The sequence below is a fragment of the Nostoc sp. 'Peltigera membranacea cyanobiont' 232 genome, assembly GCF_002245985.1.
Classification (GTDB): Bacteria; Cyanobacteriota; Cyanobacteriia; order Cyanobacteriales; family Nostocaceae; genus Nostoc.
In genome coordinates, this window is record NZ_NOLK01000199.1 from 1 (window position 1) to 12,951 (window position 12,951).

The window sequence follows — 12,951 nt, forward strand, 5'->3', positions numbered from 1 at the left end:
GGGGATTGGGGATTGGGGACTGGAGTAGGAGTTAGAACTTGTATTCACCTCAAAAAAAAACTCGTTCATGCATCTCAAAGACTCGTTAATCTCTTTCAAAACCTCAAACCTGCCAATCCCCAATCCCCAATCCCCAATACAGATGCATCTTGTGGAAGTTCCTCAAATATCGATATCCATAGGAGACTAAAGAAAGAAGAACAAAATTTATCTGAGACGTTTTCAACCAGTGAAGGCTGTAACTAGTTAAGGAGAATTTATGCGTGCAGTACTGATGGCAGGGGGTTCGGGAACGCGGCTTCGCCCGTTAACTTGCGATCTGCCCAAACCGATGGTGCCGATTCTAAATCGACCAATTGCCGAACATATTATCAATCTTCTCAAAAGACATCAAATTACAGAAGTTATCGCGACACTACATTATCTACCTGATGTCTTGCGAGACTATTTTCAAGATGGCAGTGATTTTGGTGTCCAGATGACTTATGCCGTCGAAGAAGATCAACCTTTGGGTACAGCAGGCTGTGTGAAAAACATTGCCGAACTTCTGGATGAAACTTTTTTAGTCATTAGCGGCGACAGCATAACAGATTTTGACCTCACGGCTGCGATCGCATTTCACAAACAAAATAAGTCAAAAGCTACTTTGATTTTGACGAGAGTTCCCAACCCAATTGAATTTGGGGTGGTGATTACCGACGAGGAAGCACGAATTCGGCGATTTTTAGAAAAGCCCTCTAGTAGTGAAATTTTTTCCGATACCGTCAACACTGGCACTTACATTCTTGAACCAGAAGTTTTAGAATATCTACCAGTAAACATTGAATGCGACTTTTCCAAAGACTTATTCCCCTTACTGCTAGCAAAAGATGAGCCAATGTATGGTTACATCGCTCAAGGTTACTGGTGCGATGTTGGTCACTTAGATGCTTACCGCGAAGCTCAATATGACGCATTAGATCGGAAGGTAAATCTTGATTTTGCCTACAAAGAAGTTTCTCATGAGTTATGGGTAGGTCAAAATACTTACATCGACCAAACGGCTGTGATTGAAACTCCAGCAGTGATTGGTGACAATTGCCGCATCGGGGCAAGAGTGCAGATTGAGGCCGGAAGCGTAATTGGCGATAATGTCACTATTGGCGCTGATGCCAATCTCAAACGTCCCATAGTCTGGAATGGGGCATTTATTGGCGATGAAGCACATCTTTCTGCCTGTGTAATTTCCCGTGGCGCTCGTGTAGACCGCCGCGCCCATGTATTAGAAGCTGCTGTTGTCGGTTCCCTTTCCACTGTGGGAGAAGAAGCTCAAATTAGCCCTGGTGTGCGCGTTTGGCCGAGTAAAAAGATTGAGTCAGGGGCAGTTTTAAACATTAACTTGATTTGGGGGAACACCGCCCAACGGAATTTATTTGGACAACGTGGTGTGCAAGGATTAGCAAATATCGACATCACCCCAGAATTCGCCGTGAAATTGGGATCTGCTTACGGTTCTACCTTAAAACCAGGTTCTAAGGTAACGGTTTCTCGCGACCAGCGTAATATTTCTCGAATGGTGACGCGATCGCTGATTGCTGGTTTAATGTCAGTAGGTATTGATATTCAAAACCTTGATGCCACAGCTATCCCCATTGCCCGCACAGTTATACCCACAATGTCGGTAGTTGGTGGTATCCATGTGCGTGTCCACCCCGATCGCCCTGATTACATTCTGATTGAATTTATGGATGTTAAGGGCATTAATATCTCCAAAGCCCTGGAAAAGAAAATTGAAGGGGCTTACTTTAAAGAAGATATGCGGCGGGCGCTAATTCATGAAATTGGCGATGTGTCTTACCCCAGCCAAGTGATGGATCGCTACTGCACTGCTTTTGAGAAACTTTTGCATGTTCATACACTCCGCAATAGTCGGGCAAAAGTAGTGATTGACTATGTTTATGCCGTATCAGGGGCAGTTTTACCCCAAATGTTGGATAAATTTGGTGCTGATGCAGTCGTATTGAATGCCAGTGTCAATAAAACAGCTATGTCCGTAGCTGACCGCGAAGGACTGCTGACTCAATTAGGTCATGTAGTGGAGGCATTGAAAGCTAACTTTGGTGTGCAAGTATCAGCTAATGGAGAACAACTAATTTTAGTTGATGAATCAGGCTACCCAATTCGTGGGGAAATGTTAACAGCACTGATGGTGGATATGATCTTAACTGCTAACCCCAGAGGAACAGTAGTAGTCCCAGTTCATGCTTCCAGTGCTATTGAACAAGTCGCTCGTCGTCATGATGGTAGAGTGATTCGCACCAAAGCCAACCCTACAGCTTTAATGGAAGCTTGTCAAAAAAATCCAAATGTGGTGCTGGGAGGTAGTGGAGAAACTGGTTTTATTTTCCCACAACTGCATCCAGGCTTTGATTCCATGTTCTGCATTGCAAAGATAATTGAAATGTTAACCATACAGGAGCGATCGCTTGCTGCTGCGCGATCGGAATTGCCCCGTGTAATTCATAAAACTTATACAGTCCGTTGTCCGTGGACAGCCAAGGGTGCTTTAATGCGTTACTTGGTGGAAACTCACCCAGCCCAAAACCTAGAACTCATTGATGGAGTGAAAATTTGTCAACCTTATGATGACAGTTGGCTGTTAGTTTTACCAGATGCCAGCGAACCACTGGTGCATTTGTATGCAAACAGCAACGATCGCGAATGGGTAGATGAAACTGTAAGAAATTACCGCACCCGTGTCCAAAGTTTTGTGGAAAGACAACAAGAATATCAACCAGCCGAAGCTTAATTCGTAATTCGTAATTCGTAATTCGTAATTGAATTCTTTAATTACGAATTACGAATTATGTTAACTATCAGCCAAACTATCGGAAGGAAAGTAGGCTTTCACATTTGCCTCTGTAGTTTACTTAAAATAATCAATAATATAACAATCCTAAATTATTCGTGAAAAGTTAGATCCCCGACTTCTTAAAGAAGTCGGGGATCTGGACATTAGTATTTGGATTAATTTCACACATGCACAAAAAATTTACCTCCTCTGGCTTCATCTACCGATGTATTTTTTGAAACTATAGGAATCCGGTTTGATTTCTGAAAATATCCGTAGGATGTGTTAGCGACAGCGTAACGCATCAAACCCTTGATAATAGTGCGTTACGAACTCCGTTCTAACACACTCTACAATACCTAATTTCGTTCAAAAATCAAATAGTAAGTAGATCGGCGTGAATAATTCAAGGTTTGTAGTGAGGACTTTAGTCCTCATTTAAGGGCTGAAGCCCTCTCTACGAGACGCTTTGCGAACACTACAAAGTAATCTCAATATTTTTTACATTACTTAATCTAGTTTGATTTATTCTTGCCCACTTACTTAATCCTATAGTAATTATTCGGAATATTGTGTGAGGAAATCGTAAGCCACTTACAAAAAGTTGGTTCATAGCCCACTCATTGTTGGGGTGAAATGAATCACTGCCCACCTTTTCGGTTTGTTTTCTGAAATCCTTTACAAAAGTTTACCTCTATTAATTGCTATAAATTATCAATAAGTCTGGTAGGATATCTTCAGGTTTATTGAGATAGATATTCATTAAGCCAACAATAGATTTCAGGCATTTCAAAAATTTCTTAGGAGGTAACGCCATGACAAGGATGGCTGTTCAAACACCGGAGTCGATTCCCTGGTGGGCAGGGAACGCCCGGTTAACCAACCTCTCAGGGCGACTTTTGGGCGCTCACGTTGCTCATGCAGGGTTAATTGTTCTCTGGGCTGGTGCAACGACTCTTTTTGAACTTGCCCATTTCAACAGAGCGCAACCAATGTACGAACAGGGGTTGATTCTATTGCCTCATTTAGCAACTCTCGGTTGGGGTGTAGGAAGTGGTGGACAGATAGTAGATACCTATCCTTACTTCGTCATTGGAGTATTGCACCTAATTAGCTCCGCCTTCTTGGGACTTGGCGGCATATTTCATGCCCTAAGTGGGTATGCCATCTTGGAAGAGAGATTTTCCTTCTTTGGCTATCGCTGGGAAGATGCTAATAAAATGACCACTATTCTGGGTATTCACTTAGTATTACTGGGTCTGGGAGCAGGCTTACTAGTTGCCAAAGCTATGTTCTTTGGCGGTTTGTACGATTCTATGGTGGGTGAGGTGCGCGTAGTTTCTAACCCTACCTGGAATTCCGCTATAATTTTTGGCTACTTATTTGGTGGCGGTGGCAAACATTGGATTGCTGGAGTTAATAACCTGGAAGACTTGGTTGGTGGTCATATTTGGGTCAGCATTCTCTGCATTGTCGGCGGTATCTGGCACATTACGACTCAACCTTTTGGCTGGGCAAAGCAACTTTTTATCTGGTCAGGAGAAGCATACCTTTCTTACAGCTTGGGAGCTTTAGCTCTCATGGGCTTTATTGCTACCTATTTTGTCTCTGTCAACACACTTGCTTACCCACCGGAATTTTATGGGCCAGCCCTGAGTATTGGGTTTGACCGTTTTCCCTACTTCCAGAGTGGAAATTTACTATCCTCTCGCATTTGGCTGGCGAATGCTCACTTCTGGCTAGGTTTCTTCTTTCTTCAAGGGCATCTCTGGCACGCTTTACGCGCTGCTGGATTCGACTTTGCGAAGGGTAGAGTCATCCATTCAACTAGTGGGGAGGCAATCTAAGAATGACAACTGCAACAATAACGACCCAGGAATCGGGTTGGTGGGCTGGCAATGCTCGATTCATTAACCTGTCGGGTAGGCTTTTGGGCGCTCATGTTGCTCATGCTGGGTTGATTGTGCTTTGGGCAGGAGCAATGACTCTATTTGAAATCACCAAATATAACCCCGCACAACCGATGTATGAGCAGGGGTTAATCTTACTCCCCCATCTGGCAACATTAGGATTTGGTGTTGGCGATCGCGGCCAAATTGTTGATACCTATCCTTATGTTGTCATTGGTGTTTTACATCTGATTAGTTCTGCCGTACTAGGTGCTGGTGGTATTTACCATGCGGTTCTAGGCCCAGCAGTGTTGGATGATAATCCGTCTTTCCCTGGCTTGTTTGGCTACGACTGGGAAGATGAAGACAAGATGACCACCATCATCGGCATTCATTTGCTGTTGTTGGGATTCGGGGCATGGTTATTGGTAGCAAAGGCGCTGTTTTGGGGTGGTCTTTACGATCCGGCAGTGGCATCTGTGCGAGTAATTACTGAACCGACTATTAACCCTAGCCGCATCTTTGGCTATCTCTTCGGTGCTTTTGGCGAACAAGGGATGGCAGCAGTTAATAATCTAGAAGATGTCATCGGTGGACATATTTGGGTAGGAATACTTTGTATTGCCGGAGGATTTTGGCACATTCTTACCAAACCTTTTGGTTGGACAAAAAAGGTACTGTTTTGGTCTGGAGAGGCTTACCTATCGTATAGTTTGGGCGCTCTGGCTTACATGGGTTTGTTGGCAGCATATTTTGTGACGGTAAATGATACCGTTTATCCCACTGTTTTCTATGGCCCGTTGGGATGGAGTACTACTGTTACGGTTCGTACTTGGCTAGCAACTAGTCACTTTGCTCTGGCAGTTGTATTTTTAGCTGGTCATATCTGGCACGCTTTGAGAGTTCGTGTCATCGCGGTTGGACTTGATTTTCAGCAGGGAGTTGTCAATCCTTCGGGGATGCCGGAAATTGGGAATTTTGATACCCCAGTGAATGCTTCGGATATCACGTTGAAGTTGTTAGGAAATCTTCCTATTTACCGTCAAGGCTTGTCTGCTTTTTCACGGGGGCTGGAAATTGGTATGGCGCATGGCTACTTCTTGATTGGCCCATTTGTCAAGTTAGGCCCGTTGCGGGATACGGAGTTGGCGAATCAAGCAGGGTTACTGGCCACAATCGGTCTACTGTTGATTTTATCAATTTGTCTGTGGCTGTACGGCAGTGTATCGTTTCAAGGGCGCAAACCTGCTCAAGGGGAGCTACCGGAAAACTTGAAAACAGCTAAGTCTTGGAGTGAGTTCAATGCTGGGTGGACAGTAGGTAGCTGTGGAGGAGCTTTATTTGCCTTCCTGCTGTTAACCAATAGCAGTTTGTTTTTCTGAGTTGCCCGAACTAGGCAAATAGGTATCGTTGCGATCGCATCTGGCGGGTGCTTTGCACCATCGCGCACCATCTCTAAGGAAAATTGCAAATCTATATATCAGGTGACAATATGTCGAAAAAAATTGGTCTGTTCTACGGTACTCAAACTGGCAACACTGAATCGGATGCTGAAAAAATTCGGGATGAGTTTGGTGGTGATGTTGTAACATTACATCCCATTTACGAGGCGGATACTAGCACTTTTGATGAGTATGAATTGCTGATTATTGGCTCTCCCACTTGGGATATAGGTCAACTTCAGAGTGATTGGGAAGGCTTTTTCTCCGATCTGGATGAAATAGATTTTAAAGGTAAGCTGGTTGCCTATTTTGGTGATGGAGATCAATATGGCTATGCCGATAACTTCCAGGATGCAATAGGAATTCTGGAAGAAAAGATTTCCCAGCGCGGTGGTAAAACTGTTGGCTACTGGCCAAAAGATGGGTATGACTTTAACGAATCTAGAGCTTTGAAAAATGGCAAGTTTGTCGGATTGGCACTCGATCAAGGTAGTCAATCTGATTTAACAGATGAGCGAATTAAAACTTGGGTTGCTCAGTTGAAGACAGAATTTGGTTTGTAGAAAGCCAGGGCGAATGGAAGGGCTTTTAGATCCCCGACTTCTTAAAGAAGTCGGGGATCTGACCAACGGTTTATAACCGCCGAAATTGATAATTTAGAAGTTATAGGTTATTTATGTCTGATTCATTTGATGTTCTGTGGTTAAATGCTAGTCCTGTTTTGAAGCGTTTTGATGAACCATTACTCGATTACTTATGTGGGTATATGAGAATCGCCCAGTGGGAATACCAGCAAACCAAAGATGAAGCTAGTTCTATAGATCGAGCTGTGGAGTTGCTGTATGAGTTTTTAGAATGCCGCGATCGCCCCGTGCATTTAGCGGGACATGGGATGAGTGGTGCGATCGCCTTAACCTTTGCGCGGCGATTTCCTCAAAAAGTGCGATCGCTCACTTTGCTGGCTGTAGCTGCTCAACCTGCAAACAATTGGCAAGCTCACTATTACTTTCAAAGACAACTTTTTAATATCAGCCGTGAGCTAGTTTTAGCAAGCACCGTTCGCAGTCTATTTGGAAATCAATCACCTCATACCACTAAGAAGTTAGTAGCTGCCTTAGATAAAGATTTAGAACAATCTCCCTCGTCACACTCTTTATTTAAGTTGGTTTATTTACCCAAGGGTGGAGTTTCTATGCCAATGATGGTATGTGGTAGCAAGAGCGATCCGGTAGTCAATCCAACTGCATTGCATGACTGGTTTAATTGGCTTAAGACAGAAGATAAACTCTGGGAATGCCCACAAGGGTATCATTTTTTTCACTACTTCTACCCTCAACAGGTTGGCGAAGAGATTTTGAGTTTTTGGCAATGTCACCATCCACATTTACTGGAAGCATCTCCACTATCTCTTACCACTTCTACAAGTTATTCATGAAGACAGAAAGCAGAATAACCCACGCTTAAAAACTAATATTTGCTTGCAGCCAAGAGTAGTTAGAGCGGTGATAGTTACTATCATCGCTCCGCTTGCGTTGCCTATTTTCCTTCCATTCTTGATTATTACATTTTGTAAAGAGATAAGCTAAATAGGAATTACTTTCAATAGACTAAATTTGTAATCTCAATAATTGGTAGTTAGCTGTCAATAAGCAGAGGATGTGGCAAGAAGTCATATCTGACGAAGATCGGTAACGCCTGCGGTGAATTGGAAGAACCTCTCTTCGTTCAGATAAAAGCTTCGGGTCTACTTTAATAGCCCTCACGCGACATTTCACTGCTGAGACAAGAACCAGTTAATTAAATATTATTAGCAACAATTGCTAATTGTGCTTAACAATGCAGACATACGGCAATCCCAACCTCAAATTTGATTGGTGGACTGGTAACGCCCGCTTCGCCAATCTCTCTGGCTTATTTATCGGCGCTCATGTGGCACAAGCAGCACTGACAACGCTCTGGGCTGGGGCGTTTACATGGTTTGAAATCTCTCGCTACAATCCCGAAATACCTATGGGCGAACAGGGGTTGATTTTGCTTCCCCACTTAGCCACCTTGGGTTTTGGTGTGGGCGCAGGTGGTCAGGTAGTCGATACTTACTCTTATTTTGTAATCGGCGCTTTACACTTAATCTCCTCTGCTGTGCTTGGTGCTGGCGCACTTTTCCACACCTTCAAAGCTCCAAAAAACTTAAAAGATGCTACTGGCCGCGCTCGGAAATTTCACTTTACATGGGACGACCCTAAAAAACTTGGCTTCATCTTAGGACATCACCTAATTTTCTTAGGATTAGGTGCTTTACTCCTCGTAGGAAAAGCGATGTTCTGGGGAGGACTGTACGACTCGACAATTCATGATGTTCGAGTTGTTACCGACCCCACACTCAATCCCTTAGTCATTTATGGCTATCAAACTCACTTTGCCACTGTTAATAACTTAGAAGATTTAGTCGGCGGTCATATCTATGTAGGCTTATTACTCATTGGCGGCGGTATTTGGCACATCCTCATAGAGCCTTTACCTTGGGCGAAAAAGCTTTTAATTTTCTCCGGTGAAGCCATTCTTTCTTACTCTTTAGGTGGTATTGCCTTAGCGGGATTTGTTGCAGCTTACTTTTGTGCAGTAAATACCTTAGCTTATCCCGTGGAATTTTATGGCTCTACTTTGGAAGTAAAACTCGGAGTTAGTCCTTATTTTGCCGACAGCATTAAGTTAGCTAACGGTGGTTACACTTCCAGAGCATGGTTAGCAAATGCCCATTTTTTCTTAGCGTTTTTCTTCTTGCAAGGTCATCTGTGGCACGCCCTGCGAGCAATTGGCGTTGACTTTAGGCAAATTGAAAAGGCATTAAATGCCATTGGTAGCGAATCGTAATAAGTGCTGAGTTAGGAGTTAGGAGTTAGAAATTCCTCCCCCACTCCCTACTCCCCACTCACCACTCCCCATTAAAGGTATTTAACTATGACAATTACAACTGATAGAACCTTAGCAGCAGACACAAATTTATCGTGGTTAGTGGGTAATGCCCGTTTAACTGATTTATCTGGTCAATTATTAGGCGCTCACATTGCTCATGCAGGCTTAATTATGTTTTGGGTAGGAGCAATCACAATATCTGAAGTTACACGTTTTGTTCCTAGCGTACCAATGTATGAACAGGGATTGACTTTGTTACCCCACTTAGCAACTTTGGGCTGGGGTGTCGGTGCTGGAGGTGAAGTAGTCAATACCTATCCTTATTTTGTAATTGGCATTTTGCACTTAGTTGCATCTGCTGTGTTGGGTGCAGGTGGACTTTTTCATGTTTTTCGCGCTCCAGCAATTTTATATAATGCCGGTGGACAGACGGCAAAATTTCACTATGAATGGAATGATCCGAAGCAATTGGGTTTAATTTTAGGTCATCACCTAATTATTCTGGGTTTGGGAGCCTTTTTATTAGTGCTAAAGGCAACGATTTTTGGCGGAATTTATGACACTAACTTGGGAAATGTCCGCCTGATTAGCAATCCTAATTTAAACCCAGCCACAATTTTTGGCTACTTAGTTGGTTTGAAAGATGGTAGCTGGACTCCTTTAGGGATGGCAAGTGTTGATAACTTAGAAGATGTCATTGGTGGTCACATTTGGATTGGTTTAATTTTAATTGCTGGTGGTGCATGGCATATTCTTGTGCAGCCTTTTACCTGGATAAGACAAATTTTACCAATTGAGAATGGTGAAGAAATTCTTTCTTATAGCTTGCTTGGTTTAGCTTTGATGGCTTGGGTTTCTACCGCATTTGTGGGATATAACACAACAGTTTTTCCGAGAGAATTTTACGGTTCGGAACGTCTAGGATTGGCAGATATTCAGTTTTTTCTTGGTGTAGTGGCCTTCTTAGGTTACGTTTGGCACTCTTGGCGATCGCGTCAAACTAATAGTTAATTAAGTTTCACTCAACACTAGCTAAATAAACTCCGATGCCTGCGGTTAACAGCAGTGGACTGCGGGCATTTTTTTGGAATTTTTATGAGGATAACTAATGTTAACGATGATTTTGTGCGCCTTTTGTGGTTGGACAATAATGATTCTATTCATTGGTAGTGTCTGGTTAACGATAAAAAAAGGAATAATTCATTTAAAAACGCTCCATAAAATTCCTTGCTCTGGTTGCGAATATTTCACCAACGACTACCGTCTCAAATGTACTGTACACCCAAAAAAAGCTTGTTCTGAGGAAGCGATCGCCTGTATTGATTTTGAGCCGAAAACTTCTGCCTGTAATGCTTGCCAGAAGGGACGGCGAAAGCTTTGTTAAGTTTATTTGATTAATCGTTCGGTGAGATACAAGAGTGCGATCGCACTTATGATGGGGTATACTGCAATACGGTTCGGTTAAGGTTTTTTGATAAAAATTCGCTGCTCGCAAAGACGCGATAAATCGCCGTTTCTACAATAACGCTCTTTTATGACTCTCGTCGGATAAAAATCATCCACCCTTATTTTTAAGGACTTTGATGAATTTAGGCGTAGGTTGGGTTGAGGAACGAAACCCAACACCAACAATCTCTGGTTTTGTTGGGTTTCACTTCGTTCAACCCAACCTACGAATATTTTATTTTTTCGGAGTAATAAAAGAGCGATAATCAGTCCTTCGTCTTGACGGCGATTTATCGCGTCTCTTGCCAAATCATTTTGACGCTAATTATTGATGCGTTGATCCTCTCAAGCTGGGTGTAATTATTCGGATAGGCGTTCTCGAAAATAAAGACGATATAAATTACAAAGGCATTGAACTTCACTTCCTTTAAATTCAATTAAGCCCAGACTGCGTAATTTAAAAGTTTGTACAGAGTTTAACTTAACAGGAATCTCACTGTTGATAACTTTTTGGATCGCTGCTTTTAACAATATATCTTCTTCCAACACTGAAACATAGGGATGTAAAAAGCCTCTAAATAATCCCTCGTCAGTGGGAGCAACTTTCAGAAATTTTTCTAAAGTTAAATTACCTGTGGCAATTTGATAAAGAGCAGTCTTTAATAAATAAGGATGGCCATCAATCATTCCCCTTAATTGTCCGATTTGTGTATCTGACCAATTTAATTTATGTCGTTGGACTAATTCTTTTATTTGTGTGGCGTTGAATTCTCCTATTTCCACAGATAAACCTACATTAAAAGGGGATTGATGGACATTTAGGGAAACATATACTTCTTGAGAATGAGCAATTACTAAACGCAACTTTTGCCAAATTACTTCGTTTTTACCATTTTCATGCCAAGCTCGGAGTAGAGCAAAAAATTCTTGAGCAATTTCGGGATAAGGAAAAATTCTATCAATATCATCTAAGCCTAATACTAGAGGAGTATCAATATTTTTTAATAAGTATTCTTTTAAATAATTAGTGCAGTTTACTTGATTGCTTAATCGTTTTTTCCAATATTTATCTATTTGTTCTTCTAAGCCTAACTCTTCACTCAGAATTGCACAAAAACCCTGTAAAAAGCTACTGAGATCGGCAAGGCTTTCTTGACTCCATAAATTAAGAGAAACTGTACGATACCCTTTTTGCTTACTATGGTCAAGAATCCGACTCATTAAGGAAGTCTTGCCCATCTTCTGCGGCGCTTTGATGCGGATTAACGCCCCTGGTTGTAGAATGAATTCATAACATTTAATTTCCACCTCTGGACGCTCGATATAAAAGGGAGAGTTAAGAGGAACTTGACCATCAGGATTTTCAAAAATCACTGGGGAGTTCTTCTCTTTTTCTTTTGGTGTTGATTGTTCAACAATGGCTAGGTTAGTTAGCAATTGTTGCTTAATAAACTGACTAACTCCCTTGTAAACTAAATTATTTGTTGATGTTGGCTTGGTGATAGAAAGATGGTCATCATCTGTAGCCGTAGGTTGGACATCTTTGATGGCTGGGTTAGCACTATCTGGGTCTACAACTAAAAAGCCTTTGGTGGGCTTCGTTTCAAAATAAACTTTTGTAGCAATTTTCAAGTCATCAACATTTTGCCGATACCACTCGTTAAGTTGACGCAGTTGAGGAATATGTACTTTCAGTTCATCAACACTAACAGAGCTTCGTGCCAAAATCCCAATTTTATCGACTAAGTTGGCAAGATGAGAACCTGTGTGAGGAGTGGAGAGGAATACAATACCTTTTGTCTGTTCAATAACTGCTGTTTTTTTAAATGTCTGAGCATTACGCAGCATTTCTTTGATTAATAATCCACCCATGCTATGAGTGATAAAAATTATTGGGTATTTGCCAATATCATTAACTTGTAAATATTCCAGTAAATTACTAGCACGGTCAAAAAGTGGCATTGTTGAACCTCTCCATTCAAAGGGTTCAGCTTTGTAGCCAAAAGACCAAATACCTAAATCTGGTCTTTCTTGTGCAAGCCACGTTAACCAGAAATTATCATCGTCGCGTAGTTCTTGGGGATGCCAAGTTCCGCGTGCGTGACCACCTAAGCCGTGAACAAAAATCACATCCCCGCGCCGCTTAGGGTTGTCACATCCCGATATTTTGATTAAACCAGTCTCTAAGGGTTCAGTCTTTAAGGGTTCAGGTTTTTGGGTTTTAAAAAAAATATTAAAAGGCATAGATATTATGGGGAGAATTAGAGGATGACAAATTATTCTTATGCCACGGCCACAGCGCGACTTAAAACTAGGATACAGCGATCGCGTCACTACTAGGACTACGGTGTACACACAAGTCGTATCACCCCCCTTAATCCCCCCTTATAAAGGGGGGAAACAAGATTTCTTTACAAGGGGAGGGTTAGGG

10 protein-coding genes are annotated in these 12,951 nt (G+C 42.2%); 9 read left to right on the forward strand and 1 reads right to left on the reverse strand.

Annotated features, from left to right (window positions below; all coding sequences use genetic code 11):
* The 9 genes from CDG79_RS44415 to CDG79_RS35465 form a co-directional block, all read left to right on the forward strand.
* A partial coding sequence (locus tag CDG79_RS44415; protein ID WP_223278538.1) for a hypothetical protein occupies positions 1-246 on the forward strand: 246 nt, incomplete at its 5' end.
* A 13-nt stretch (positions 247-259) separates the two neighbouring features.
* Positions 260-2,788, forward strand: coding sequence for a mannose-1-phosphate guanyltransferase (locus tag CDG79_RS35430; RefSeq protein WP_094346281.1), 2,529 nt, complete (start codon positions 260-262; stop codon positions 2,786-2,788).
* Between the two features lie 866 nt (positions 2,789-3,654).
* Positions 3,655-4,677, forward strand: coding sequence for a chlorophyll a/b binding light-harvesting protein (locus CDG79_RS35435; protein WP_094346282.1), 1,023 nt, complete (start codon positions 3,655-3,657; stop codon positions 4,675-4,677).
* 2 nt (positions 4,678-4,679) lie between these two features.
* Entirely contained in the window at positions 4,680-6,101 is a 1,422-nt protein-coding gene (locus CDG79_RS35440; protein WP_094346283.1) for a chlorophyll a/b binding light-harvesting protein, read from the forward strand.
* 110 nt (positions 6,102-6,211) lie between these two features.
* Positions 6,212-6,724: a flavodoxin FldA gene (gene fldA / locus CDG79_RS35445; protein WP_094331865.1), complete on the forward strand. Its 513-nt coding sequence runs from the start codon at positions 6,212-6,214 to the stop codon at positions 6,722-6,724.
* A gap of 113 nt (positions 6,725-6,837) precedes the next feature.
* Positions 6,838-7,596, forward strand: a complete 759-nt coding sequence (locus tag CDG79_RS35450; RefSeq protein WP_094346284.1) for an alpha/beta fold hydrolase — start codon at positions 6,838-6,840, stop codon at positions 7,594-7,596.
* 401 nt (positions 7,597-7,997) lie between these two features.
* Positions 7,998-9,032, forward strand: coding sequence for a chlorophyll a/b binding light-harvesting protein (locus CDG79_RS35455; protein WP_094346285.1), 1,035 nt, complete (start codon positions 7,998-8,000; stop codon positions 9,030-9,032).
* Between the two features lie 87 nt (positions 9,033-9,119).
* The gene (locus tag CDG79_RS35460) at positions 9,120-10,085 is read left to right on the forward strand and encodes a chlorophyll a/b binding light-harvesting protein (RefSeq protein ID WP_094346286.1); all 966 of its coding nucleotides are present in this window, start codon (positions 9,120-9,122) and stop codon (positions 10,083-10,085) included.
* Positions 10,086-10,182: 97 nt separating this feature from the next.
* On the forward strand, positions 10,183-10,458 hold the full coding sequence (locus CDG79_RS35465; protein WP_094346287.1) for a hypothetical protein: 276 nt from the start codon (positions 10,183-10,185) through the stop codon (positions 10,456-10,458).
* A 422-nt stretch (positions 10,459-10,880) separates the two neighbouring features.
* Here the strand turns inward: CDG79_RS35465 and CDG79_RS35470 are convergent, their stop codons facing one another.
* Entirely contained in the window at positions 10,881-12,764 is a 1,884-nt protein-coding gene (locus CDG79_RS35470) for an AAA-like domain-containing protein (RefSeq protein ID WP_094346288.1), read from the reverse strand.
* Between the last annotated feature and the right edge of the window lie 187 nt (positions 12,765-12,951).